Source organism: Pseudomonas sp. JQ36 (assembly GCF_053851495.1).
Genome location: NZ_CM132642.1, coordinates 3,720,327 through 3,744,954, shown reverse-complemented (window position 1 = coordinate 3,744,954; position 24,628 = coordinate 3,720,327). Strand labels below are relative to the sequence as shown.

Here is a 24,628-nt window from a genome sequence, read left to right as displayed (position 1 = left end):
CTCCCTCGCCACAGAGGTCAGTGTTTCAAATACTGGCCATAAAAAACGCCCCGCACTCAATGAGTACGGGGCGTTTTTTATGCCGCAAGATCAAGCGAAGCTTGGGGTCTCGCTGCTTTCTTCAACCAGTTCAAGCGCGATGTTGTTCTGCGTGTTGATCTTGCGATACAGCGCAGCATCGGTTTCCAGAACCTTCTCGCGGGCCGGGAAGATCTCCGCCAGTTTGGCCGCCCACTCACCCTTGGCCTTGGCCGGGAAGCATTTCTCGATCAGTTCCAGCATGATCGAAACGGTCACCGACGCACCTGGCGAAGCGCCGAGCAGCGCGGCGAGGGAGCCGTCTTTCGCCGCAACCAGTTCGGTACCGAATTGCAGGATGCCGCCTTTTTTCGGGTCTTTCTTGATGATCTGTACCCGTTGGCCGGCCACTTCCAGGCGCCAGTCTTCGGCTTTCGCCTCAGGGTAGAAGCGGCGCAGGGATTCCAGACGCTGCTCCATCGATTGCATCACTTCGCTGACCAGGTACTTGGTCAGGTCCATGTTGTTTTTCGCCACCGCCAGCATCGGCCCGATATTGCCGGCGCGCACCGATAGCGGCAGGTCCATGAAGGAGCCGTGCTTGAGGAACTTGGTGGTGAAACCGGCGTATGGCCCGAACAGCAGGGATTTCTTGCCGTCGACCACGCGGGTGTCCAGATGCGGCACCGACATCGGTGGCGAACCCACGGCGGCCTGGCTGTAGACCTTGGCCTGGTGGTGCTTGACCACTTCCGGGTTGTCGCAACGCAGCCACTGGCCGCTGATCGGGAAGCCGCCGAAGCCTTTGCTTTCTTCGATGCCCGAAGCCTGCAGCAGCGGCAGGGCCGCGCCGCCAGCGCCGAGGAAGACGAATTTGGCGTCGACTTCACGGCTGGCGCCGCTGTTGACGTCCTTGATGCTGACGGTCCAGCCGGCGCCGTTACGCTTGAGGCCGGTGACGCGCTTGCAGTATTTGACCTGGGTGTCCGGTGCGCTGGTCAGGTGCTTGAGCAACTGATTGGTCAGGGCGCCGAAGTTGACGTCGGTGCCATTCATCACGCGGGTCGCGGCCAGGACTTCGTCCGGCGAACGGCCCGGCATCATCAGCGGCATCCACTCGGCCATCTTCGCTTTGTCTTCGGTGTATTCCATGTCGGCGAACGCGTGATGCTTGCTCAGTACGTTGAAGCGTGACTTGAGGAAGGACACGCCGCTGTCGCCCTGGACGAAGCTCAGGTGCGGCACCGGGCTGATGAAGGATTTGCACGAGCCGAAGGTGCCTTTCTTGGTCAGGTACGACCAGAACTGCTTGGACACTTCGAACTGGGTGTTGATGTGCACGGCTTTCTTGATGTCGACGCTGCCATCAGCGGCTTGCGGCGTGTAGTTCAGCTCGCACAGGCCGGCGTGGCCGGTACCGGCGTTGTTCCACGGGTTGGAACTCTCCGCAGCACCGGAATCCATCAGCTCGACGACTTCCAGCTTGATCGCCGGGTCGAGCTCTTTGAGCAGTACTGCCAGGGTGGCACTCATGATGCCGGCCCCAACCAGAACTACGTCGACTGCTTCGTTATGCGCCATTTAACGCGTCTCCAAAATCTGCAGCACCAAATTGTCGGCATGGCTGCCAGGCGTTCCGGGACAGGTCAGTGGTGTCCAGGCTATCCATGGTCAGGTTCGCCATGTCCGAATCTTCGCAATTTTTCGCAACTTCGACGGATGTATGCGGCTTGGCTTTCAAGAGCTCCATGAACTCATTTCAGCACGCAGCTGGCAATTCGACTTATGGTCGAGACAATCCGTTTTGTGCAACCAAATCCGTAGCGGACAGGCTTCAGGCTCCGATGTTCGAGGTATCCCCGGTCCTGTGTCGTTGGGCTGTTTCAGACGCTAATGGTGCATGTTCAGACGCAAAACTTTTCATTTGCTCGCCACACTCTTGTGAAGTTGTGAAAACCCGTTTTTTTCACGCTCTTTTGAAGACGTGAACCTCAAAAAGGGCTGTCCAGGCCTGGCACCTTGCCCGCAAAGGCAAAACAACGCGGTGGCCGAGCGTATGACAGCTCTGCAGATTCGCGAAAAGCGGGGTTTTGCCGGAAGAGCAGGCAAGCGCGCCAACTTCACTCGATCTGTGTGGGCGGCTCTCTGTGGGCGATTTTGATGGCTAATGCTGGGCATTGCCGGTGTTGCGGGGCCCGATCAGGAGACGTCCTTATAATCGGGGGGAGATTGTATCGAAGAAATGCGGGCAGTTGGTCGTGTTTAATGACTTTTATTAGGCATCCGGTCAGATGCTCAACATCGCTTGCACGCGTGCGCGGGGCTGCGACGGTATGACGCGGGCGCTGGCGGGCAGTGGCTGGTGCAGCCAGTTGAGACGGATTTCTTCGATTTCCACCCAGCCATCGCCCATCGGTTGCAGGCTGCACTGCTTGAATGCCTGGCAATGACCGTTGCGGTCGAGCAAGGCAAAGCTGCGGTGCAGCGGACGTGGGGCGAATAACGAGATCAGATAGCGCATGGCGAGTACCTTGTTGGGGACTGGTTTGAAGCTTGCCAGGCGGCCGTGACGCCAACGTGTATGGGCGGTGAATAATCTGTGACAGGAACCGCATTCCCACGGCCGGGTCAGACATTTGAGTATTCACTGTCGGGTGCTGGTGACCCGCAGTGGCCCACCGCTATACTGCCGGCCTGTTTGTGCCTGATTCTGGAGAAAAGAGCATGTTGCAACGCCTGTTGTTCGGTTTGATCACTGTGACCAGTTTGACCCTGGTTGGCTGCGCCCACAGCCCGCAACAACTGAGCCCGGAACCGAAGCTGACCACGCAGTTGGCCCCGGTCGGCCATGGCCAGCAAGTGGTGGTGCGCGTGGTTGACGGTCGTCCGTCGCCAACCCTCGGCACCCGTGGCGGCCTGTACCCGGAAACCAGCGCCATCACCGTGCAGCGCGAGCAGATCCTGCCCAAGTTGCAGGCTCAGGCTGAAGCCGCCGTGCGTCTGCTCGGCTTCACCCCGACCAGCAACGGGATGAACGCGCCGCAGCTGACCGTGACCCTGACCGAGCTGAAGTACCAGTCGCCGAAAGAAGGCATGTACGTGACCGAAGCCACCATCGGCGCAACCTTCCGCTCCGACGTGCAGAGCGGCAACCGTCGCTACAGCGGCCGTTACGGCGCTTCGCTGGACCAGCGCTTCGGCATGGCGCCGAACCAGGAAACCAACACCAAACTGGTCAGCGACGTGTTGAGCGACGCGTTGACTCGCCTGTTCAAGGACCCGACCGTGGGTCAGGTGCTCGCCGAGTAAGCTGTCCGGCCGATGTGAAAAAGCCCGGCGCCAGTGATGGCTCCGGGCTTTTTTGTGGCCACACAATTTATCTGAATACTCATACAACTGTGGGAGGGGGCTTGCTCCCGAAAGCGGTGGATCAGTCAACTCAGAAGTCGACTGACACTCAGTCTTCGGGAGCAAGCCCCCTACCACAGGGACAGGCGTGTGTCAGGCGGCCTGGGAGTAGAAGTCGAGAACGCTCACGCCCGTCAGCAAATCCGTCTCCGGCAAATCCGCATGCTGATGCCCGCCGAGGGCGCAATACACCAGCCAGTGGCGGTCCTGAACATTGAAGGCAAGGCTGCCGACGAGGCTCTGTTGTTCGTCGGTCGGGGTGATGAGGTACAGACGATCCTGGTTTTCGGCGTGAAGCATGTCGCGTTCCATGTGTGTTTCGAGGCGCGCATGGTGGCCGATGTAAATGACGATGCCGTGACACAGGACAGCCATCGGTCGATTGTCAGGTTATTTGTCGCAAAGGGTAGGGCAGGGGTGGAGTGTTTCGGTAGAATCCGCGCCGCGGTCGTCGATTCGGCGGCTGCCACACCGATTCAGTTCCGAGGTCTGTGATGTCGCTGCACTTGATGACGCTGTTTACCGCCCATCCCGCCAAATTGATCAACCTGCTGGCGCTGGCCTTGGCCTTCCCGGGCAGTTGGTTGCTGCACGCGACCCGCCGCCGTGAACAGCGCGCGATGGCCAGCATCGCCGCGCAGCGTCAGGCTCAACCGAATGCCGAGCCGATTCTGGATTGGGCGACGTTGCGCATGAACCGTTTTTTCTACCGCTTCGGTTTTGCCTGCCTTGGTCTGGCCCTGATCGTTTCCTGGATCAGCACGCGCTTCTAAAAGCAAAAGATCGCAGCCTGCGGCAGCTCCTACAGGGTGTACATCATTCCCCTGTAGGAGCTGCCGCAGGCTGCGATCTTTTGATCTTGCCGTTACAACGGCAATCCAGCCTTCACGCGGTACTGATTACGCACCGGCGTCGCATATTGCAGCACCAGATACGGACGGTGCTCCTCAGGGCAGGCGTCCAGGCGGCGCTGCCATTCTTCCTGCGCCTTGGCCAGTTCGTCGGCCGGGAACACCTCGGCTGCCTTCGGCACGTTCAGTTGCGGATCGGCATCGGCCCACATCGCATACGCCAGGTAATGCACCGGGAACAGGCGATAACCGCCGAGAATCTGCTTGTCCATCTCGACCGCCAATTGCTTGGTGTCTTCGAACAGCTCGGTGATCGGCGCGGCAAAGTTCACGTGCACCCGGCCCTTGTAGCCGGTGATGCCCTTGGCAATGCTCACGTCATCCTCGCCTGGCGCCTTGGCGTAGGTGCCGGTGGTGGCGCGGATGTACAACTCGCGGGCCTTGGCCTGGTCGCACGGGTCGTATTCGTAGCTGATCGACACCGGGGTCAGGTTCAGCGACTGGATGACCTCGCCGAACGGCTCGTCCTTGCGGCTCATGTGGAACATCTTGAGGATCGCCGACTCGGTACGGTCGTCGCCGTCCTTGGCCCGGCCCTCGGCCTGAGCGATCCAGATCGAGGCGCAATCGTTGCGGATCGAGTGGTTGATGTACGCCGACAGTAACTGATACGCCGCCATCTTCTCGCGACGCCCGGTAATCGAGCGGTGCACGATGAAGCTCTTGTTCAGGCGCATCAGGTCGCTGACGAAAGGCTTCTGCAGCAGGTTGTCGCCGATCGCGATGCGCGGGGTCGGCAGGCCGGCGTGGTACACCGCGTAGTTGACGAAGGCCGGGTCCATCACGATGTCGCGGTGGTTGGCGATGAACAGGTAGGCGCTGCCGGACTTGAATTGCTCGACACCGGTGTAAGTCACGCCATCAGTGGCGCGCTCGATGGTGTGGTCGACGTAAAACTCGACTTTGTCCTGCAAAGTGGCCACGGAGGTCACGTCGGCAAACTCACGACGCAGCCGATGGGCTATAAGTGGTTTGAGCATCCAGCCGAAGGCACCGGCAAAACGCGGGAAGCGGAAGTGGGTGAGGATATCTAGAAACGCCTTGTCGCCGAGCAGTCTTGCCAGTACCGCAGGTACTTCGCTGTCGTCGTAAGGTCGGATGGCATCGAATTCGCCCATCATGCTCTCTTGTTGGAAACGGCTAGGGTAAGTAAAGGTTTTGATCGAAAACCAACGGGGCACGGTCTGAAAAGGTAGCCAGACAAAAATAGCCCTGCAAATAGACCGGCGATTATACGCACAAGTCACCTGGGAGACCGCGATGCTGGAAAGCGCTGAATACGAATGTCCTTATTGTGGGGAAACGGTCGAGACGACAGTGGATCTGTCTGGCGGCGATCAGACCTACATCGAGGACTGTCAGGTGTGTTGTCGACCGATCACGTTTGTCTTGCAGGTGCATGGCAAGGACTGGTTTCTGGAAGTGTTCAGCGAAAACGAATGAGGGGCGCTCATGCAGCGAATCTACGAACCGGAAAACCTGATGGAAGGCGAGATGCTCAAGGGCATGCTCGCCAGTGAAGGCATCGAGGCGCATCTGGTGGGCCGGGATCTGCTCGGCGGCACCGGTGAACTGCCGATCTTCGGCCTGCTCGCCCTGTCGGTCGATAACGATCAGGCCGAATACGCCCGCGAACTGATCACCGCGTACAATGCCGCGCTGCCGCTGCCCGGCGATGAACCGGAGAGCTTCCCCGGGACGCTGGTCTGTTAGGCTGACGTTCGTTTTATTTCTGAGTCGTGTTGCCCCATGTGTGGACGTTATGCCCTGTTTCGCTGGAACCGCGATTTCGCGGCCCTGCCCGGATTTCCCGCCGATCAGCAGGCGCAGTGGAACATTTCCCCCAATGATTCGGTGTTGATGCTGCGTGCCGAGGCCGACGGCCAACGCACGCTGGCCCGCGCCCGTTGGGGCCTGACACCGCCGTGGCTGACCGATCTATCGAAAACACCGGCGCATGCCCGGGCGGAAACGGTGGCCGAGCAACCGATGTTCCGCGAAGCGCTGCGCCTGCGTCGCTGCCTGCTGCCGGCCAACGGTTTCTACGAATGGCGCGGCAACCTGCGCAAGCGCCCGTACTGGCTGACGCCGGGGGAGGGTTCGTCGCTGTTCTTCGCGGCGATCTGGGAGGCCTATCCGGTGCAAGAGCAGGTGTGGCTGAGTACGGCGGTGATCACCCAACCGGCGGCCAGTCAGCGCCGACCGTTGATTCTCGATGAGGCGGGGCAGGCGGCCTGGCTCGATCCCGAGACGCCGCTGCATGTGCTGCAGGGGTTGCTCGCCAGTGAGCCGGCGGCGTTGCGCGAGCGGGTGTTGGCGAACCTGGTGAATGATCCGAATCTCAATGGGCCGGAGTGTCTGACTCCGGGCTGATTTGATGCTGTGCCGCCCTCTTCGCGAGCAAGCCCGCTCCCACAGGTTTTGTGAACGCCGCAAAATTACTGTGGGAGCGGGCTTGCTCGCGAATGGGCCTTTGGATCAGACCTTGAACTGATTGATCAACCGCCGCTGCTGCTCCGCCAATTTAGTCAGGCCGGCACTGGCCGAACTCGACTCATCCGCACCGCCCGCCACTTCATTCGCCACCTGACCGATATTGATCACGTTACGATTGATGTCATCCGCCACTGCGCTCTGTTCTTCCGCCGCACTGGCAATCTGCGTATTCATGTCATTGATCACCGACACCGCCTGAGTAATCGTCTCCAGCGCCTCGGCCGCTTTCGCCGCGTGCTGCACGCTTTCGTCAGTGCGGTGCTGGCTGTCTTCCATGACCCGCACCACATCGCGGGTGCCTTGTTGCAGTTGCTGGATCATGCTCTGGATTTCTTCGGTGGCTTTCTGGGTTTTCTGCGCCAGATTGCGTACCTCGTCCGCCACCACCGCAAAGCCGCGACCTTGTTCGCCGGCCCGCGCCGCTTCGATCGCCGCGTTCAGCGCCAGCAGGTTGGTCTGCTCGGCGATTCCGCGAATCGCGGTGAGGATCGCGTTGATGTTTTCACTGTCCTTGGCCAGCGTCTGCACCACCTCCACCGCTTTGCCGATTTCCACCGCCAGCACGCCAATCGAATTCGAGGTATCACGAACGATCTGCATGCCCTGGCCTGCGGCCTGATCCGCATGGCTGGCGGCTTGCGCCGCCTGGGTGGCGTTGCGTGCCACGTCCTGGGCAGTGGCGGTCATTTCCTGCACGGCGGTGGCAACCTGATCGATCTCGGCCATTTGTTTCTGAATGCCGATGTTGGTGCGAATCGCGATGTCGGCAGTGTGTTCCGAGGAATCGCTGACGCTCTGCACCGACGTCACCACCTGGGTGATCATCGCCTGCAACTTGGCGAGGAAGGTGTTGAAGCCCTTGGCAATCGAGCCCAGTTCATCGCTGCGATCACTGCTCAAGCGACGGGTCAGATCGCCTTCACCTTTGGCAATGTCATCGAGCATGGCGACCATCTGTTTCAGCGGTCGGGCGATGCCGTGCCCCACCAGCCAGATCACCAGCAAACCGATGGCGGCAATGATCAGGCCGACCATGGCCATGCCGAAGGTGTCGGATTTTCGTTGTGCATCGAGATCGGCCTGGAGTTTCTGCAGATCCGCCATCACTGCGTTCAGCGGCAGTTGCAGCATCAAGGTCCAGCGTGCGTCGGTCTGGCCGATGCCGAACGGCAGGTACAGCTCGATGCGACCCTTGTCCTTGTTGACCGAGTAGGTGACTTCGCCGCGCTTGAGGTTGGCCATGTTGGCGATCTGCTCGGCGTCGAGAATGTCGCTGACCTTTTCCCCGAATTTGCTGGTGTCCTTGGTGTAGGCGACGATCCGGCCGTTGCCGCCGATCAGGGTCATTTGCCCGGCGCCGCCGTACAGCTTCTGGTTGGCGCCGAGGAGCATTTCCTGAATGAAGTTCACCGACAGGTCGGCGCCGACGATGCCCTGGAATGCGCCGTTGAGCATGATCGGCTCAATGAACGAGGCGAGCATCACGATCTTGTCGCCGACCTTGTACGGCGCCGGATCGATCACGCAGGGCTTTTTCGTTTCCTTGGAGCACAGGTAGTACTCACTGGCGCGCACCCCGGTGGACAGGGTTTTCTGATCGTCGACATCGGCCAGTTTGTCCACGCCCAGACTGCCGTCGGTATTGCGGAACCACCACGGCAGGAAGCGTCCGTTGGCGGGATCGATACCGATCACGGCGCTGCCGATGTAGGCCGCGTCATTGTGGTCCAGTGCGTTTTTTTCCCAGCCGATGTAGGTGCCGAGAATCTTCGGATTCTTTTCGACGTTTTCCTTGATCAGGCTGATCAGTTGCTCGCGGCTCATGCTCAGTCGCGGCTGGCCATCGGCACCCGGTGTGCCGAGCAGCGCGTTGACCCGCACCAGTCCGCCGGCAATCAGCAACGGCGCTTCGAGTTCGCGCTGGATCTGGCTGACCTGGGTCTGCGCCAGCGAGGTCAGGCGTTGTTCGATGACTTGCTCGAACTGCGCCTGGGTTCGCTGTTGCACCATTTCCTGGGTGCGGGCGCCGGAGAACAGCGCGTACAGCACCAGCGCAGCGACCACGCTGAGGACGATGGCGCCAGCCAGGGCGGCGACGGAAAACTGGATCGACTTGAACTTCATGGGAGCTCCGCACGCAAGAGGACGTCTGCGCTGTTGTATCGGCAGCAGGCATGGCGCCATGAGCGTTGAACGAAACAAACGGCGGAGGATGTCGCAAATGGGTCGGTGCGCGACGCAGTGGCAGCAGGCTTGCCGGTTGCTGTGAATTTTTTACGACAGCAGCGGTGGGAAATTTCCGAAAGACCGTGCAACACGTCTGTTGTATCTGGCGCCGATACAATTACCCGCCTAGGATACGCGGCAGGTTTTCAGGGAGCTTTTGAATGAACAAGACATTGGTTGTAAGTGCACTGAGCGCAGCGCTGTTGCTGGCCGGTTGTCAGTCGGTCAACACCACCAGCGGCGGAGCCGTGGGGGTGGAGCGCAAGCAGTACATGTTCAGCATGCTGTCCTCGCAAGAGGTCGACCAGATGTATGCCCAGTCCTATCAGAAGACCGTCGGCGAAGCGTCGAGCAAAGGCGTGCTGGACAAGACCAGTCCGGAGGCCAAGCGGGTTCAGGCGATTGCCAACCGGCTGATCGCCCAGGCACCGAACTTCCGTCCGGATGCGGCGCAATGGCAGTGGGAAGTCAATCTGATCAAGAGCGACGAGCTCAACGCCAACTGCGGGCCTGGCGGCAAGATCATTTTCTACACCGGGCTGATCGACAGCCTGAAGCTGACCGACGATGAAATCGCTGCGGTCATGGGCCATGAAATCGCCCACGCCCTGCGCGAGCACGGTCGTGAAGCGATGTCCAAGGCTTATGGCATTGAAATGGCCAAGCAGGGTGCCGGTGCGTTGTTCGGTCTGGGTCAGGACAGTCTGGCGCTGGCCGACACCGTGGCCAACTACGGCATGACCTTGCCCAACAGCCGTGCCAACGAAAACGAAGCTGATCTGATCGGTCTGGAGCTGGCCGCCCGTGCCGGGTACAACCCGAATGCCGCGATCACCTTGTGGAACAAGATGAGCAAGGCGTCAGAAGGTTCGCCACCGGAGTTCATGAGTACTCACCCGGCATCGACCAGCCGGATCGCCTCGCTGCAGGCGGCGATTCCGAAAGTCATGCCGCTGTACGAGAAAGCCCCGAAGTCCTGAGTCCGTCGGGGCTTGAAGGGAACTGGCTTTATTGTGGTGAGGGGATTTATCCCCGATGGGCTGCGAAGCAGCCCCAAAACCTATGACTGCGGTGTACTGGGTGCACCGAGGTGGTCAGCTTGGGGGCGCTTCGCGCCCCATCGGGGATAAATCCCCTCACCACAGGTTTTCGGTAGTTCAGTCGACGGGGGTTAAACCCAGCCACTGCTCTGCATCGCCTTGTACACCGCCACGATCGCCAGAATCAGGAACGCCGAAGCCGCCAGGCGACGGATTAAGGTCAGTGGCAATTTCTCCGCCGCAAAGTTACCCGCCAGTACCACCGGCACGTTGGCAATCAACATGCCCAGGGTAGTGCCGATAATCACCAGCCACAGCTCAGGGTATTGCGCCGCCAGCATCACCGTGGCGATCTGCGTCTTGTCACCGATTTCCGCGAGGAAGAAGGCGATCAGCGTGGTCAGGAAGGGGCCGAACTTGCGTGCGGTGCTGGCTTCATCGTCGTCCATCTTGTCCGGAACCAGCGTCCAGAGCGCCGTGGCAGCGAAGCTTGCGGCAAGAATCCAGTGCAACACCGAATCGGAGAAGAAGCTGCCGAACCAGGCACCTACCGCACCGGCTGCCGCGTGGTTGGCCAGGGTCGCAGCGACGATACCGGCAATGATCGGCCAGGGTTTGCGAAAGCGAGCGGCGAGAATCAGCGCGAGCAGTTGCGTCTTGTCGCCGATTTCGGCCAAGGCAACGATTGCGGTGGGAACGAGTAACGAGTCCAGCATCAGGATTTTCCTAAGGGGCGGGTCGACACGGCTATGACACGTACAGCCTTCCCGCCCCGGGTAAGGTGTGCGTGTCATAGGTCTTGTCAAACCCTGCGATCCGTCTGGTGCGGACGCTTGGGTCGCATACGCCATGATCTGAGGATCAAGTATGTTGACGTATGCCGGACGAGCTTGGCGCTCGTGGGAGACTACTCCCCTAGGACGGAGCGGATTCTGCCTTCGCAAAACCGATAGAGCAAGAACAAATTTTCAGCCGCGCTTGGCCCGGTAAATCCGGAAACCATTGCCCTCGGCTTTGATCGCGCACACGCCCAGATGCTCTTCGATCAGTGGCTGATACTTCAGGAAGCTGTTCGCAACAAGGCGCAGTTCGCCGCCGTTTTTCAGATGTTTGGCCGCTTTTCGCAGCAAGTTCTCGGTAGCGAAATAATCGGTGTGCACGCCGACATGGAACGGCGGGTTGCTCAGAATCGCGTTCAGACCCATCGGTGCAGCGTCGATGCCATCACCGGTCAGCACTTCGGCTTCCAGACCGTTGGCCGCCAACGTCAGGCGACTGCTGGCGGCGGCGAAGGCATCGACGTCGAGCAAGGTCACCTGATTGTGCGGATAACGACGTTTGACCGCCGCGCCCAAAACCCCGGCGCCACAGCCGAAATCCAGCAGATGACCGCTCGGCAGTTTGTCCAGATGCTCCAGCAGCAGGGCGCTGCCGCGATCCAGTCGGCCATGGCTGAACACGCCCGGCAGGCTGATGACTTTCAACGGGCCTTCGGCCAGTGGCAGCTCATAAGTCTGCGCCAGGCTTTCCAGCGATTTTGCTTCAGGCGCGTTGGCCACGGTGACTTGCCACAGCTGGCAATGGCGCGCGCTGTCGAGCTTGCGCGGCTTGCCGAACGGGTTGAGCTGCTTGGACGCACCCTCGATGCCGCTGCGTTTTTCCCCGACCAGAAACACCTCACGCCCGGCCAGACGTGCGGCCACGGCGTTGAGGATGTAATCGGTCAGATCCTTGGACTTGGGCAAAAACACCACGGCGCTGTCGAACTCGCGCTCCGGCACGTTTACGCCGAAATGGCTACGACCTTCGAAGCGCGCATCCAGTGCGGCTTGATCGCCGGCATGCCAGCACCAGCCGAACGCGTTGGGCAGGCGCCCGAGCAGATCGTCGGCAGGCAAACCGGCCAACAACAGCGAACCCTGGAATAACTCGGCCTGACGAAGCAGTACTTCACTGCGCGGATCCATAACTGCTCCTTGGAAAAAAAGTGCCGCAGTTTATCAACTGACGACCCGCAGCGCTGTACCGCTGAAGAATGCCTGAGCGTTTTCGGTCAATTGGCCGACGATGCGTTGCCGCGCTTCGCGACTGCCCCAGGCGTTGTGCGGAGTGACGATCAGCCGCGGAATATCGCCCGCCAGCAGCGGATTGCCGTTGACCGGCGGTTCGACGCTGAGCACGTCGGTAGCCGCACCGCCGAGGTGACCGTTGCGCAACGCGTCGGCCAAGGCTTGCTCGTCGATCAAGCCGCCACGTGCGGTGTTGACCACAAAGGCGCCGGGTTTCATCGACGCCAGTTCACGGGCACCGATGAAGTGCCGGGTGTGTTCGTTGAGCGGGCAGTGCAGGGTCAGGGCGTCGATCTGCGGCAGCAATTCGTTCAGCGGCAGACGATCCGGGCGCGCCGGGCGGCCGGGTATCTGCCCGAGCAACACACGCATGCCAAACGCTTCGGCCAGTCGCGCGACCGCACCGCCGAGTTCGCCGTGACCAAGCAGGCCGAGGGTTTTGCCCTCCAGTTCGACGATCGGGTAGTCGAGCAGGCAGAACTGTCTGGCTTGCTGCCAGCGACCTTCGCCGACCGCTTTTTGATAATCCGCGAGGCGGGTGGCGAGGTTGAGCAGCAACATGATTGTGTGTTGCGCCACCGACGGCGTGCCGTAACCCTGACAGTTGCACACGGTAATGCCGTGGGCGCGGGCCGCGTCCAGATCGACGTTGTTGGTGCCGGTGGCGGTGATCAGGATCAGTTGCAGATCCGGGTTGGCGGCCATCGCGGCGGCGTCGATGCGGATCTTGTTGGTGATCGCCACGCTGGCACCGTGCAGGCGTTCGGCGACTTGTTCCGATGCAGTCTGGGCGAACAGTTGCAGGTCGCTAAAGCAGGCGCGCAACGGGCTGAGGTCGAGATCACCGAGATCCAGAGACGGGTGATCGAGGAATACGGCGCGGCGCGGGTTCGTCATCAACTGTACCTTTTGTGCTTGGAACGGAAGGCGTAATCTGCCGAGCCTACCAGATGAAACAAAACGTTACGCAGTGTCCGAGGTGCTTACAAAACCTGTGGGAGCGGGCTTGCTCGCGAAGAGGGCGTGTCAGAACCACAAAGGTTGCCTGACACAACGCCATTCGCGAGCAAGCCCGCTCCCACAGGGGAAAAGCATTCGGGCGATGTGTTCAAGCTGATGTTCACCCCAAGAGGAGCCCCCATGTACTGGACCGAGTTCTTGACCGTTGCACTGATCCATCTGCTGGCCGTGGCCAGCCCCGGCCCGGACTTTGCCGTGGTGGTGCGCGAGAGCGTGACCCATGGTCGCCGCGCCGGCACCTGGACCGCGCTGGGCGTGGGCACAGCGATTTTCCTGCACGTGGGTTATTCGCTGCTGGGCATCGGCCTGATCGTTTCGCAGTCGATCGTGCTGTTCAACGCCTTGAAATGGGCCGCCGCCGCTTACCTGCTGTACATCGGCTTCAAGGCGTTGCGCGCACAGCCGGCGAAAGTCGTGGCCGATGATCTGCACAAAGAGGCCGGCGTACGCACGGCGCGCGGCGCGTTCACCTCGGGCTTCGTCACCAACGGCCTGAACCCGAAAGCCACGCTGTTCTTCCTGTCGCTGTTCACCGTGGTGATCAACCCGCACACGCCGCTGGCGGTGCAGGCGGGTTATGGGGTTTACCTGGCCGTCGCGACCGCTTTCTGGTTCTGTCTGGTGGCGATGCTGTTCAGTCAGCAACGTGTACGTGCCGGTTTTGCCCGCATGGGCCATTGGTTCGACCGCACCATGGGCGCGGTGCTGATCGCTCTCGGCGTGAAAATCGCGTTTACCGAGATGCATTGATTGCAGAAACACGATTCAAAATTGTGGGAGCGAGCTTGCTCGCGAAGGCGTCGGATCAGTCGACATCACCGGTGACTGGAAGATTGCTTTCGCGAGCAAGCTCGCTCCCACTGGGGGTGGAAAATTCCTACACGAGTTGGCTGAGCTTGCTCAGGGTGTTCAGGTAGTCGCGGGGATTTTCCCCGAGCAAACGGCGAAACATCGCGCTGAACGCCCGCGCGCTGCCGTACCCCCAGATCCCGCGCCACGCTCTGCACGCTGTCCCCGGCGAGCAGGCGCGGCAGGGCTTCCATCAGGCGCAGTTGCTGGCGCCAGGCGTTGAAACTCATCTTCAGTTGTCGCTGGAACAGCCGCGCCAGAGTGCGTGAGCTGGCGCCGACCTGCTGTGCCCAGTCTTCCAGGGTGTTGGGGTGATCCGGAGTGTGCAGCAACGCCAGACAGATGTTCTGCAGGCGTCGGTCGGTGGGCATCGGAATGTGCAGCGGCAGGTTTTCCAGGCTGGCGAGCTCTTCCAGCATCAACTGCTGGATCAGCGGATTGTCCGCGTGCGGCGGGCCTTGTACGGCGCGCAGGATCAACTCGCGCAGCAGCGGCGTCACCGCCAGCACGCAGCACTGTTGCAGACTGGCCGGTGATAGCTCGGGGGCGATGAACAGCGAGCGCATCTGCACATCGCCGGACATGAATATCTCGTGCGCGACTTGCGGCGCAATCCACACTGCGCGGCTTGGCGGAATCACCCAGGCACCGAGGTCGGTCACCACCCGCATGATCCCTCGGACGGCATACAGCAACTGCGCCTCGCGGTGCAGGTGCAGCGGCTGGTGCTCACCGTCCAGATAATCCCGGGGATAGGCACTCACCGGGCCGTGTTCGAAGTGGCTGATCAACATGTCTGATTTGATGACCTGGTTGGCAGGTATGCGCTTTTTCGCCAACTTAGCATAAAGCCGCTGACAACCTTCCGCCCATAACAAACACAAGCGTGCTGCCATGAATCAATCTCGAAACGTCATACGCTACGTCAACGCCGCTCATGTGATCGATCACATGTTCATGCTGATTTTTCCCGCCGCCGTGCTCGGCATGACCCAAGCCTTCGGTCTCGACTACGCCGCGCTGATCGGCCTGTCGCTGGGCGGCTTCATTGCCTTTGGCGCCTGTTCGTTACCGGCCGGCTGGCTGGGCGATCACTGGAGCCGGCGGCAGATGATGCTGGTGTTCTTCTTCGGCATCGGCGCCTCGGCAATCTTCACCGGGCTGAGCACCAGCCCGACGATGCTGGTGATCGGGTTGACCCTGATCGGCATTTTCGCCGCGATCTACCACCCGGTGGGCACCGCGATGCTGGTGGCCTACGCGCAGAATCGCGGTCGGGAGATTGGCATCAATGGCATGTGGGGCAACCTCGGCGTGGCGTTCTCGGCGCTGATCACCGGGTTGCTCGTGGCGCAGTTCGGCTGGCGGTCGGCCTTTGTGTTACCGGGCGTGGTGGCGATCTTGCTGGGAGTCGGCTTTGCCGTGCAGGTGCGTGAAGAGCCGATCCCGCTGCGTCCGCATACCGCACTGAAGGGCGCTGCCGGGCAGCGGATTTCGATGCTCATGGTGTTCGGTGTGCTGGCACTGGCGACGGCCACTGGCGGTGTAGTGTTCAACGCCACCACCATGACCTACCCGAAGCTGTTTGAGGAACGTCTGCATGACTTGTTCGCCTCGCCGCAAACCCTCGGCGTGGTGGTCAGCCTGGCGTATGCCTTTGGTGCGGTGGCGCAGTTGAGCATTGGCCAGGTGCTGCACCGGGTCAGCCTGAAATGGCCGTTTATAGTGTTGACGCTGTTTCAGGCGCCGCTGTTGTACGCCATGGCGTATGTCGATGGCTGGGCAGTGATCGTGCTCGGCGCGGCGTTCATGTTCGTGGTGTTCGGTCAGGTGACGGTGAACGACTCGATGGTCGCCAATTTCGTCGCGCCGCAGTGGCAGTCACGGGGCTTCGCTCTGCGTTACTGCCTGTCGTTCGGCGTCAGTGCGACGGCGATTCCGCTCATTGCCTACGTCGAACCGCGCCATGGGTTTGTCGGGCTTTACTTGATTCTGGCGGGTTTTGGCGCGTTGACCTTCCTCGCGGCTGTGGTTTTCCCACGCACACCTTCCGAAGCGGCTGTCGGGCAAACAGCCTGACCGACGCTGAATACCGGCAAATGCTGGCGCAAAGCTAGCATTTGTACGGCTGTGCAAATCATTCCTTCGGCTGATTTTACTGGGGTATAACGGCTCTAGAGTAATGCGCTCTACGCCAACACCGTGCAGCCAGAAAAGGGATTCATATGTTGCAGACTCGCGTCATTCCCCCGGCCGATGGGGCCTACCAGTATCCATTGCTGATCAAACGGCTGCTGATGTCTGGCGCCCGTTACGAGAAAACCCGCGAGATCATCTACCGAGACCAGTTGCGCTACAGCTACCCGACCCTGATCGATCGGGTGGCGCGGCTGGCCAACGTGTTGACGGCGGCCGGGGTGAAGGCGGGTGACACCGTGGCGGTGATGGACTGGGACAGCCATCGCTACCTCGAATGCATGTTTGCCATCCCGATGATCGGCGCGGTGATCCACACCATCAACGTGCGTCTGTCGCCGGAGCAGATCCTCTACACCATGAACCATGCCGAGGACCGCTTCGTGCTGGTCAACAGCGAGTTCGTCGGGCTGTACCAGGCCATCGCGCCGCACTTGACCACGGTGGGGAAAACCCTGCTGCTCACCGATTTGCCGGAGAAGACTGCCGAGCTGCCGAACCTGGTTGGCGAATACGAGCAACTGCTGGCCGCCGCCAGCCCGCAGTACGACTTTCAGGATTTCGACGAGAACTCGGTCGCCACCACCTTCTACACCACCGGCACCACCGGCAACCCGAAAGGTGTGTACTTCACCCATCGGCAACTGGTGCTGCACACCATGGGCGTGTCGACGATCATGGGCGCGATCGACAGCGTGCGCCTGCTCGGCACCAACGACGTGTACATGCCGATCACCCCGATGTTCCATGTGCATGCCTGGGGCTTGCCGTACGTGGCGACCATGCTCGGGCTCAAGCAGGTTTATCCGGGGCGTTACGACCCGGAATTCCTGGTCGAGCTGTGGCGCAAGGAGAAGGTCACGTTCTCCCACTGCGTGCCGACCATCCTGCAGATGCTGCTCAACGCCAAAGGCGCGCAGGGTAATGATTTTGGCGGCTGGAAAATCGTCATCGGCGGCAGTGCGCTGAACCGGACACTGTATGAAACCGCCAAGGCCCGGGGCATTCAGCTGACGGCGGCGTACGGCATGTCGGAGACCGGACCACTGGTTTCCTGTGCCCACCTGAACGACGAGCTGATGGCCGGCACCGAAGACGAGCGCACCACTTACCGGATCAAGGCCGGTGTGCCCGGGCCGCTGGTGGAAGCGGCAATCGTCGACGCCGAGGGCAACTTCCTGCCCGCCGACGGCGAAACCCAGGGCGAATTGGTGCTGCGTGCGCCGTGGCTCACCGAAGGCTACTTCAACGAGCCGCAGAAGGGCGCCGAACTCTGGGCCGGCGGCTGGCTGCACACCGGCGACGTGGCGACGCTCGACAGCATGGGCGTGATCGACATCCGCGACCGCATCAAGGATGTGATCAAGACCGGCGGCGAATGGATCTCCTCGCTGGACCTCGAAGACCTGATCAGCCGTCACGTCGCGGTACGTGAAGTAGCAGTGGTGGGCATTGCTGATCCGCAGTGGGGCGAGCGGCCGTTTGCGCTGCTGGTGATCCGCGAAGGGCACGAGATCGGTGCCCGCGAGCTCAAGGAACACCTCAAGCCGTTCGTGGAACTGGGGCACTTGAGCAAGTGGGCGATTCCAAGCCAGATCGCCCTTGTTACGGAAATTCCCAAGACCAGTGTCGGCAAGCTCGACAAGAAGCGCATCCGCCTCGACATCACCGAATGGCAGGCCAACAACAGCACCTTCCTCTCGACACTTTGAGTGTCCGCTGGCGCGCCGAAACCGGCGCGCCAGACCCACCAAGCAAGCGCTTGGCTTGTGAAATCGAAAAAATCAGCCATCCTTGCCGTGCCGACATGTGTCGGACTGGCGAAAGGACTGTTCCAGAGTGGCCGGCAGCTGCAAATCACACTTTAGAGGGATCAAGCAGTACCACCTGCTGGCTATAGTCCGCTCAAGGATTTTTAAGAACGGGGCACACGCACGAACAGGGGCGATGCAATTTTGGAGAGACGTCGGGTGGCTACTGGCTCCCGGTCTTCCAGGCGTTTTTAAAAGTACTCACTGCCATAACAATAATGCACATGGAGTAGCGTCGATGACCTCAGTAAACCAGTTCTGGCGCCGGGCGAAACTGCCTCTGGCGGTCAGTCTTGCCTCTTCGCTCGCCGGGCCCGCATTCGGCGTCAGTTTCAACGTCGGTGAAATCGAAGGACAGTTCGACTCGTCCCTGTCGATCGGTGCCAGTTGGTCTACTCAGAGCCCGAACAAGAACCTCATCGGCGTCAACAATGGTGGCCATGGCCTGTCGCAGACCTCCGATGACGGTCACGCCAACTTCAAGAGCGGCGAAACCTTCTCGAAGATTTTCAAGGGCATCCATGACCTTGAATTGAAATACGGCGACACCGGGGTGTTCGTCCGTGGCAAATACTGGTACGACTTCGAACTCAAGGACGAGAGCCGCCAGTTCAAGGACATCAGCGACAGCAACCGCAAAGAGGGCGCCAAATCCGCTGGCGGGCAGATCCTCGACGCCTTTGTCTACCACAACTACGCGATTGCCGATCAGCCGGGCTCCGTGCGTCTGGGCAAGCAGGTGGTGAGCTGGGGTGAAAGTACCTTCATCGGCGGCGGCATCAACTCGATCAACCCGATCGACGTCTCCGCTTTCCGTCGTCCGGGCGCCGAGATCAAGGAAGGCCTGATTCCGGTCAACATGTTCTACGTGTCCCAGAGCCTCACCGATAACCTCTCGGCCGAAGCGTTCTATCAACTGGAATGGGACCAGACCGTCGTCGACAACTGCGGTACGTTCTTCTCCCAGCCGGACATCGTTGCCGACGGTTGCGACAGCAATCTGCGCGTGCTGAACAAACGTTCGCAAATCCCGGCTATCGCCTTGGGGCCATTGGCGGCCAACGGCGTCAACGTCAACGAAGAAGGTGTTCTGGTACGCCGTGGTCCGGACCGCGATGCCCGTGACAGCGGTCAGTGGGGCGCGTCCTTCAAGTACATGTACGAACCGCTCGACACCGAGTTCGGCGCCTACTTCATGAACTACCACAGCCGTGCGCCGATCTTCAGCGCCACCGGCGCACCACAATCGGTCTACAACACCGCGCGCGCACTGCCGGGGCCTTTTGCGGCACTCGCACCGTTGCTGGTCGCGGGCAACTCGAACTACTTCATTGAATATCCTGAAGACATTCGCCTCTACGGCCTGAGCTTCTCCACCACCCTGCCTACCGGTACGGCGTGGAGCGGTGAGATCAGCTACCGTCCGAACGCCCCGGTGCAACTGAACTCCACCGACATCCTGTTCGCAGGTGTGCGCCCGATCGGCGGCGCACTGACCAACGCTTCGATACTCAATGGCGTTCCTGGCCAGGATCTGCATGGCTATGAGCGCAAGGAAATCACCCAGATCCAGACCACGTTCACGCACTTCTTTGATCAGGTCATGGGCGCCAGCCGTCTGACCCTCGTCGGTGAAGTCGGTGCGACCTACGTCGGCGGGCTGGAGAGCCGGTCCGAGAAGCGTTATGGCCGCGATCCGGTGTATGGTCCAGGCGAGTTGCCGGCCACTGGCGGTGTGAATACCTGCGCCAACATTCTCAACGCCAGCACCATCAATGGTGCAGGGCCGGGTTCACCGCAGAACAACCGCAGCCGTAATTGCGATAACGACGGCTTCACCACCTCGATGTCGTGGGGTTACCGTGGTCGTGCGATCTGGGAATACAACGACGTGTTCGCCGGCGTGAACCTCAAGCCGAACGTGGCCTGGTCCCACGACGTCAGCGGTTACTCGCCAGGCCCTGGCGGCAACTTCGAGGAAGGTCGCAAAGCGGTCAGCCTGGGCGTCGATGCCGAATACCAGAACACCTACACCGCGAGTCTGGCCTACACCAATTTCTTCGACGGCAAGTACACCACCGTGGATGACCGCGACTTCGTGGCGCTCAGCTTCGGCGTGAACTTCTAAGCACTGCATTTCAGGACGAACGAATTTATGAAAATAACAAAGAGTCTGTTCCACGCCGGTGTTCTGGGTCTGTCGCTGCTGGCGACCAGCGTCATGGCGGCGGTGCCTGCTGCCGAAGCGGATAAACTGGGCAAAAGCCTGACGCCGATGGGCGCGGAAATGGCCGGTAACGCCGACGGTTCGATTCCGGCCTGGAAACCGCTGCCGAAGAACGCCGGCAGCGTCGACAGCAAGGGCTTCCTGTCCAACCCTTACGCCAGTGAGCAGCCGCTGTTCACCATCACCGCCAAAGATGCCGACAAGTACAAGGACAAGCTTGCCCCGGGCCAGTACGCGATGTTCAAGCGCTACCCGGAAACCTTCAAGATGCCGGTCTACCCGTCTCATCGCGGCGCCACCGTGCCGGATGAAGTGTTTGCCGCGATCAAGAAGAATGCCACCAGCACCAATCTGGTCTCCGGCGGCAACGGTCTGGAAAACTTCGATACCGCCGTGCCGTTCCCGATTCCGAAAACCGGCGTGGAAGTGATCTGGAACCACATCACCCGCTATCGCGGCGGCAGCGTGACCCGTCTGGTGACGCAGGCCACGCCGCAACCGAACGGCTCGTACAGTTTGGTGTACTTCCAGGATCAGTTCGTGTTCCGCGACAAGATGAAGGACTACGATCCGGCGAACCCGGGCAACATCCTGTTCTACTTCAAGCAGAAAGTGACCGCGCCGGCGCGTCTGGCCGGTGGCGTACTGCTGGTGCACGAGACTCTCGACCAGGTCAAGGAACCGCGTTCGGCGTGGGTCTACAACGCCGGTCAGCGTCGGGTGCGTCGTGCACCGCAAGTGTCGTATGACGGCCCGGGTACTGCTGCCGACGGCCTGCGTACCTCCGACAACCTCGACATGTACAACGGTGCTCCGGATCGTTACGACTGGAAGCTTGAAGGCAAGAAAGAGATGTACATCGCCTCCGACAGCTACAAGCTCGACGATCCGAAGTTGAAGTACTCGGACATCATCAAGGCCGGCCACATCAACCAGGATCTGGCACGTTACGAGCTGCGCCGCGTCTGGCACGTCGTTGCGACGCTGAAGGAAGGTCAGCGCCACATCTACGCCAAGCGTGACTTCTACATCGATGAAGATACCTGGCAGGCAGCGGTAATCGATCACTACGACGGTCGTGGTCAACTGTGGCGCGTGGCTGAAGCGCACGCCGAGAACTACTACGACAAGCAAGTGCCGTGGTACGCGCTGGAAACCCTCTACGACTTGCAGTCCGGGCGTTATCTGGCGCTGGGCATGAAGAACGAAGAGAAGCAGGCGTATGACTTCGGCTTCACCGCCACCACCAGCGATTTCACCCCGGCCGCACTGCGTCAGGATGGTGTTCGCTAACCCGCTGCAACCCGAGGCCGCATCCTCGTGAAAACGCCCCGACTGGTTCGGGGCGTTTTTTTTGGGGGTAGGAGCTGCCGAAGGCTGCGATCTTTTGACTTTGACTTTTCAACGGCAAAAGCCAGATCAAAAGATCGCAGCCTTCGGCAGCTCCTACAGGGTGGGCCACAGGAGGGTGTAGCCTTTTTGTAGCCATTTGTAGCAGCAACCTTCATAACCGGTTCGTTTAAGGCTAGTCTGCGGACATCTGCAACGCCGCCAACAGCAATTCGAACAAGAGCCGGCCATGACTGATCTGTCCCCACTTCCGGGTCCCGCAAGCGTTACCGTCGCGTCATTGGACGGGCGTTTTTTCCGCCCGCCGTTGCCCGACGGCTACGTCTTGCGACCACGTCTTTGCGAGCGCCTGCAGGCCGGGCTCGGTGGACGGCTGTTGCTGGTCAGCGCCCCCGCCGGGTTCGGCAAGAGTTCGCTGGCGGTGGAGTTCTGTCAGAGTCTGCCGGCGCACTGGCAAAGTCTCTGGCTGGGATTGAGTCCGCGAGATAACGATCCAGGGCGCTTTCTCGAGCGCTTGCTGGAGGGGCTGCAGGACTACTTTCCGGAACTGGGCAGCCGTGCACTCGGCCTGTTGAAGATGCGCCAGCGCCATCAGCCGTTCGCGTTCGAAGAATGGCTCGACGGCTTGCTCGATGAACTGGCGCTGCAACTGCAACCAACCACGCCCTTATTGCTGGTGCTCGACGATTACCATCTCGCCCAAGGGCCGGTGCTCGATCGTTGCCTGCAGTTTTTCCTCAATCATTTGCCCGATGGCTTGCTGGTCATGGTCACCAGCCGGCAGCGCCCGGACTGGCATCTGGCGCGTCTGCGCCTGTCGCGCCAGTTGCTCGAACTGCATGAGCAGGACCTGCGCCTGACCCATGATGAAGCCCTGACGCTGCTCGATCGACACAGCAGTTCATTGCGCGGCGAAGCCCTGGAAAACCTGATCCAGCGCAGCGAAGGCTGGGTGGCCGGACTGCGTTTCTGGTTGCTCGCGGCATCCGAAGCCGGCAGCGAGGCCGCGTTACCGCAAGCGCTGAATGGCGGGGAAGGGCTGATCCGCGACTATCTGCTGGAAGAAGTGATCGATTGCCTGCCCGCCGAGGTGCAGGCGTTTCTTTACGACACCGCACCGCAGGAGCGCTTTTGCAGCGAACTGTGCGACGCGGTGCGCGAAGCCCACGACAGCGCCGAAATCCTGCGGTTTCTGTTGGCGCATCAGGTGTTTCTGGTGCCACTGGACGAACACGGTCACTGGTATCGCTATCACCATTTGTTTTCCGATCTGCTGCGCAGCCGTCCCGTGACCCAGACGCTGGTGCCAGCGGCGACCCTGCACCTGCGCGCCTGCCGCTGGTTCAATGCTCAAGGGCTGCTCGACGAGGCGGTGGAGCAGGCCTTGCGCGCCGGCCATCTGGATGTCGCAGCGAATCTGGTGCAGAACCTGTCCGAGGAACAACTGCTCGCCGAGCAGAACGTGGGCATGCTGCTGCGCTGGAAAATGGACTTGCCCGACAGTCTGCTGATCAGCACGCCACGCTTGATCGTGCTCTATAGCTGGGCGCTCGGGCTGGCCTGTCAACTGGATGCCGCTGAAGAGCTGGCCAGCCATCTGAGTCGTTTTCTGCCGGCGCCTTCGGCCTCTGCGCAAAAGTCGATGCTGGCGCAATGGCTGGCGCTCAGCGGGATTATCGCCCGTGGGCGCGGGCATCGTGAATTGACTCAACGCTATTGCAGCGAGGCGCTGGAAAGTCTGCCAGTCAAACGTTATGGGCAACGCCTGATGTGCCTGTCGACCCTGTCCAATCTGGCGATTGCCGACGGCGACCTATGGCGCGCCCGAGGCTTGAATCGCGAATCCCTCGAGCTTGCGCAGCGGGTCGGCAATCCGCTGTTCGAAGCCTTGGCGCATTACGACCGGGCGCGGGTATTGCAGTCGCGCGGGGAAATTCTGCGCGCCCTGGATGAGGTGCATCAGGGCCTTGATCGTCTGCGCGGGCTGTCGGCGCAACGTCTGTACGCGGTGCGTGCGCGGCTGACGCTGTATGAAGGTTTTCTGCTGTCCATGCGCTTGCAACCGCAGCAGGCCCGGGCCCGATTGCTGAGTGGTCTGGCCGAAGCGCGGGCCTGCCGCGATATCAGCGTGTTGATCGGCCACTGCGTGATCGCCCGTCTGGACGGCAGCGTTGGCGAGTTCGCCAAGGCCTTCGCCGAGCTCGCTGAAGCCGAGCGCCTGATGCATATCTGGGATGTGCCGCCGATCTACTACCTGGCGATGATTACCCTGGTCAAATGCGAACTGTGGCTGGTGCAAGGCCGTACCGATCTGGCTGAAGCCTGGCTGGCGCGCCTGGGTCAGACCTACACCGGCGAACGTGCAGCGGCGCCACCGGAATTTCATCCACAGCTGCCGTTGCACGTCGAACTGCAGCAGGCGTTGCTCGATGTGATCAAAGGACAGCCGATGCTCGCCGAAGGACGCTTGAATGTGTTGCTGGAAAACGGTCAGCAAACCGGACGCCAGTTGCTGTGTGTGATGGCGCTGGCGCAGAAAGTGAATTTGTTGCTGAGCAGTGGCCGCGAATCCGAGGCACGCAAAGCATTGAGCCAGGCGCTGGAAGCGGCGGCGGGCGGTGTGATACAGCCATTTGACGCACTGATCAGAGAACATCCTGACTGGTTGCGCAGCCAATTGCACAACTCACCGACGTTGGCGGGACAACAGTTGCTGACGCATTTTCCGCAGGTGGCGACTCGTCCAGTGGTTGAGTGCGCCGCTGCCGAACAACTCAGCAGTCGCGAGCTGGCGGTGCTGCGTTTGATTGCCCAAGGCTGTTCCAATCAGGAAATCAGCGAACAGCTGTTCATTTCCCTGCATACCGTGAAAACCCATGCCAGCCATATCAACAGCAAGTTGGGGGTTGAGCGGCGTACGCAGGCGGTGGCCCGCGCCAAGGCGCTGGGGTTAATGATCTAGTCCCGCTAAAATCTTCGGCATCAGCGGTTTTCGCCGCCGTCGAAT

General features: G+C 60.7%; 20 protein-coding genes, 1 pseudogene and 1 riboswitch. Of the genes and pseudogenes, 12 read left to right on the top strand and 9 right to left on the bottom strand.

The window, feature by feature from the left end; genetic code table 11:
• Positions 1-90: 90 nt before the first annotated feature.
• Together mqo and ACS4NR_RS16765 are read right to left on the bottom strand one after the other, a co-directional pair.
• Complete coding sequence (gene mqo / locus ACS4NR_RS16770) at positions 91-1,599, bottom strand: malate dehydrogenase (quinone) (protein ID WP_123587805.1); 1,509 nt, start codon at positions 1,597-1,599, stop codon at positions 91-93.
• Positions 1,600-2,305: 706 nt separating this feature from the next.
• Positions 2,306-2,539, bottom strand: coding sequence for a hypothetical protein (locus tag ACS4NR_RS16765; RefSeq protein ID WP_003228102.1), 234 nt, complete (start codon positions 2,537-2,539; stop codon positions 2,306-2,308).
• A gap of 203 nt (positions 2,540-2,742) precedes the next feature.
• On the opposite strand from ACS4NR_RS16765, the gene ACS4NR_RS16760 reads away from it, so the two are divergent.
• Positions 2,743-3,327, top strand: coding sequence for a YajG family lipoprotein (locus tag ACS4NR_RS16760; protein WP_096797161.1), 585 nt, complete (start codon positions 2,743-2,745; stop codon positions 3,325-3,327).
• Positions 3,328-3,519: 192 nt separating this feature from the next.
• Here ACS4NR_RS16760 and ACS4NR_RS16755 read toward each other — a convergent pair whose 3' ends face one another.
• The gene (locus ACS4NR_RS16755; protein WP_027612213.1) at positions 3,520-3,726 is read right to left on the bottom strand and encodes a hypothetical protein; all 207 of its coding nucleotides are present in this window, start codon (positions 3,724-3,726) and stop codon (positions 3,520-3,522) included.
• 194 nt (positions 3,727-3,920) lie between these two features.
• On the opposite strand from ACS4NR_RS16755, the gene ACS4NR_RS16750 reads away from it, so the two are divergent.
• Positions 3,921-4,199, top strand: coding sequence for a hypothetical protein (locus ACS4NR_RS16750; RefSeq protein WP_007967709.1), 279 nt, complete (start codon positions 3,921-3,923; stop codon positions 4,197-4,199).
• Positions 4,200-4,291: 92 nt separating this feature from the next.
• Here ACS4NR_RS16750 and ACS4NR_RS16745 read toward each other — a convergent pair whose 3' ends face one another.
• The gene (locus ACS4NR_RS16745) at positions 4,292-5,455 is read right to left on the bottom strand and encodes a 1-acyl-sn-glycerol-3-phosphate acyltransferase (RefSeq protein WP_177439983.1); all 1,164 of its coding nucleotides are present in this window, start codon (positions 5,453-5,455) and stop codon (positions 4,292-4,294) included.
• A 142-nt stretch (positions 5,456-5,597) separates the two neighbouring features.
• On the opposite strand from ACS4NR_RS16745, the gene ACS4NR_RS16740 reads away from it, so the two are divergent.
• Genes ACS4NR_RS16740 through ACS4NR_RS16730 form a run of 3 tightly spaced genes read left to right on the top strand, consistent with a single transcriptional unit; the run spans position 5,598 to position 6,710 of the window.
• The gene (locus ACS4NR_RS16740) at positions 5,598-5,780 is read left to right on the top strand and encodes a CPXCG motif-containing cysteine-rich protein (RefSeq protein WP_095136829.1); all 183 of its coding nucleotides are present in this window, start codon (positions 5,598-5,600) and stop codon (positions 5,778-5,780) included.
• 9 nt (positions 5,781-5,789) lie between these two features.
• Positions 5,790-6,050: a putative signal transducing protein gene (locus ACS4NR_RS16735; protein ID WP_008083988.1), complete on the top strand. Its 261-nt coding sequence runs from the start codon at positions 5,790-5,792 to the stop codon at positions 6,048-6,050.
• Between the two features lie 36 nt (positions 6,051-6,086).
• Positions 6,087-6,710 carry an SOS response-associated peptidase gene (locus tag ACS4NR_RS16730; protein ID WP_456017910.1) on the top strand — a complete coding sequence of 208 codons (624 nt, stop codon included), beginning with the start codon at positions 6,087-6,089 and terminating at the stop codon, positions 6,708-6,710.
• Between the two features lie 105 nt (positions 6,711-6,815).
• Here the strand turns inward: ACS4NR_RS16730 and ACS4NR_RS16725 are convergent, their stop codons facing one another.
• A complete protein-coding gene (locus ACS4NR_RS16725) occupies positions 6,816-8,957 on the bottom strand; it encodes a methyl-accepting chemotaxis protein (protein ID WP_095136831.1) in 2,142 nt (713 codons plus the stop codon).
• Positions 8,958-9,220: 263 nt separating this feature from the next.
• Between ACS4NR_RS16725 and ACS4NR_RS16720 the strand changes: the two genes are divergently transcribed.
• Positions 9,221-10,039 carry a M48 family metallopeptidase gene (locus tag ACS4NR_RS16720; RefSeq protein ID WP_095136832.1) on the top strand — a complete coding sequence of 273 codons (819 nt, stop codon included), beginning with the start codon at positions 9,221-9,223 and terminating at the stop codon, positions 10,037-10,039.
• 191 nt (positions 10,040-10,230) lie between these two features.
• Here ACS4NR_RS16720 and ACS4NR_RS16715 read toward each other — a convergent pair whose 3' ends face one another.
• The 3 genes from ACS4NR_RS16715 to ACS4NR_RS16705 form a co-directional block, all read right to left on the bottom strand.
• Positions 10,231-10,815, bottom strand: a complete 585-nt coding sequence (locus ACS4NR_RS16715; RefSeq protein ID WP_095136833.1) for a TMEM165/GDT1 family protein — start codon at positions 10,813-10,815, stop codon at positions 10,231-10,233.
• A gap of 88 nt (positions 10,816-10,903) precedes the next feature.
• A riboswitch (yybP-ykoY riboswitch) is annotated at positions 10,904-11,028 on the bottom strand.
• 39 nt (positions 11,029-11,067) lie between these two features.
• On the bottom strand, positions 11,068-12,066 hold the full coding sequence (locus ACS4NR_RS16710; RefSeq protein ID WP_108592724.1) for a class I SAM-dependent methyltransferase: 999 nt from the start codon (positions 12,064-12,066) through the stop codon (positions 11,068-11,070).
• 33 nt (positions 12,067-12,099) lie between these two features.
• Positions 12,100-13,065, bottom strand: a complete 966-nt coding sequence (locus tag ACS4NR_RS16705; RefSeq protein ID WP_456017909.1) for a 2-hydroxyacid dehydrogenase — start codon at positions 13,063-13,065, stop codon at positions 12,100-12,102.
• Between the two features lie 243 nt (positions 13,066-13,308).
• Between ACS4NR_RS16705 and ACS4NR_RS16700 the strand changes: the two genes are divergently transcribed.
• Complete coding sequence (locus tag ACS4NR_RS16700; protein ID WP_007967726.1) at positions 13,309-13,938, top strand: LysE family translocator; 630 nt, start codon at positions 13,309-13,311, stop codon at positions 13,936-13,938.
• Positions 13,939-14,065: 127 nt separating this feature from the next.
• Here ACS4NR_RS16700 and ACS4NR_RS16695 read toward each other — a convergent pair.
• Positions 14,066-14,831, bottom strand: a pseudogene (locus tag ACS4NR_RS16695) (AraC family transcriptional regulator).
• A 100-nt stretch (positions 14,832-14,931) separates the two neighbouring features.
• Here ACS4NR_RS16695 and ACS4NR_RS16690 point away from each other — a divergent pair.
• From ACS4NR_RS16690 to ACS4NR_RS16670, 5 genes are all read left to right on the top strand, one after another.
• The gene (locus ACS4NR_RS16690; protein ID WP_456017908.1) at positions 14,932-16,116 is read left to right on the top strand and encodes an MFS transporter; all 1,185 of its coding nucleotides are present in this window, start codon (positions 14,932-14,934) and stop codon (positions 16,114-16,116) included.
• Positions 16,117-16,262: 146 nt separating this feature from the next.
• The gene (locus ACS4NR_RS16685) at positions 16,263-17,945 is read left to right on the top strand and encodes a fatty acid--CoA ligase (protein WP_456017907.1); all 1,683 of its coding nucleotides are present in this window, start codon (positions 16,263-16,265) and stop codon (positions 17,943-17,945) included.
• Between the two features lie 337 nt (positions 17,946-18,282).
• A complete protein-coding gene (locus ACS4NR_RS16680) occupies positions 18,283-20,172 on the top strand; it encodes a DUF1302 domain-containing protein (protein WP_115984449.1) in 1,890 nt (629 codons plus the stop codon).
• A gap of 27 nt (positions 20,173-20,199) precedes the next feature.
• On the top strand, positions 20,200-21,564 hold the full coding sequence (locus ACS4NR_RS16675) for a DUF1329 domain-containing protein (protein ID WP_115984448.1): 1,365 nt from the start codon (positions 20,200-20,202) through the stop codon (positions 21,562-21,564).
• A 286-nt stretch (positions 21,565-21,850) separates the two neighbouring features.
• Positions 21,851-24,583, top strand: a complete 2,733-nt coding sequence (locus ACS4NR_RS16670) for a LuxR C-terminal-related transcriptional regulator (protein WP_456017906.1) — start codon at positions 21,851-21,853, stop codon at positions 24,581-24,583.
• Positions 24,584-24,628 lie beyond the last annotated feature (45 nt).

Coding starts and splice junctions, on each gene's coding strand:
- mqo (WP_123587805.1), bottom strand. CDS start 1,599: ATGGCGCATAACGAAGCAGTCGACGTAGTTCTGGTTGGGGCCGGCATC.
- ACS4NR_RS16765 (WP_003228102.1), bottom strand. CDS start 2,539: ATGCGCTATCTGATCTCGTTATTCGCCCCACGTCCGCTGCACCGCAGC.
- ACS4NR_RS16760 (WP_096797161.1), top strand. CDS start 2,743: ATGTTGCAACGCCTGTTGTTCGGTTTGATCACTGTGACCAGTTTGACC.
- ACS4NR_RS16755 (WP_027612213.1), bottom strand. CDS start 3,726: ATGCTTCACGCCGAAAACCAGGATCGTCTGTACCTCATCACCCCGACC.
- ACS4NR_RS16750 (WP_007967709.1), top strand. CDS start 3,921: ATGTCGCTGCACTTGATGACGCTGTTTACCGCCCATCCCGCCAAATTG.
- ACS4NR_RS16745 (WP_177439983.1), bottom strand. CDS start 5,455: ATGGGCGAATTCGATGCCATCCGACCTTACGACGACAGCGAAGTACCT.
- ACS4NR_RS16740 (WP_095136829.1), top strand. CDS start 5,598: ATGCTGGAAAGCGCTGAATACGAATGTCCTTATTGTGGGGAAACGGTC.
- ACS4NR_RS16735 (WP_008083988.1), top strand. CDS start 5,790: ATGCAGCGAATCTACGAACCGGAAAACCTGATGGAAGGCGAGATGCTC.
- ACS4NR_RS16730 (WP_456017910.1), top strand. CDS start 6,087: ATGTGTGGACGTTATGCCCTGTTTCGCTGGAACCGCGATTTCGCGGCC.
- ACS4NR_RS16725 (WP_095136831.1), bottom strand. CDS start 8,957: ATGAAGTTCAAGTCGATCCAGTTTTCCGTCGCCGCCCTGGCTGGCGCC.
- ACS4NR_RS16720 (WP_095136832.1), top strand. CDS start 9,221: ATGAACAAGACATTGGTTGTAAGTGCACTGAGCGCAGCGCTGTTGCTG.
- ACS4NR_RS16715 (WP_095136833.1), bottom strand. CDS start 10,815: ATGCTGGACTCGTTACTCGTTCCCACCGCAATCGTTGCCTTGGCCGAA.
- ACS4NR_RS16710 (WP_108592724.1), bottom strand. CDS start 12,066: ATGGATCCGCGCAGTGAAGTACTGCTTCGTCAGGCCGAGTTATTCCAG.
- ACS4NR_RS16705 (WP_456017909.1), bottom strand. CDS start 13,065: ATGACGAACCCGCGCCGCGCCGTATTCCTCGATCACCCGTCTCTGGAT.
- ACS4NR_RS16700 (WP_007967726.1), top strand. CDS start 13,309: ATGTACTGGACCGAGTTCTTGACCGTTGCACTGATCCATCTGCTGGCC.
- ACS4NR_RS16690 (WP_456017908.1), top strand. CDS start 14,932: ATGAATCAATCTCGAAACGTCATACGCTACGTCAACGCCGCTCATGTG.
- ACS4NR_RS16685 (WP_456017907.1), top strand. CDS start 16,263: ATGTTGCAGACTCGCGTCATTCCCCCGGCCGATGGGGCCTACCAGTAT.
- ACS4NR_RS16680 (WP_115984449.1), top strand. CDS start 18,283: ATGACCTCAGTAAACCAGTTCTGGCGCCGGGCGAAACTGCCTCTGGCG.
- ACS4NR_RS16675 (WP_115984448.1), top strand. CDS start 20,200: ATGAAAATAACAAAGAGTCTGTTCCACGCCGGTGTTCTGGGTCTGTCG.
- ACS4NR_RS16670 (WP_456017906.1), top strand. CDS start 21,851: ATGACTGATCTGTCCCCACTTCCGGGTCCCGCAAGCGTTACCGTCGCG.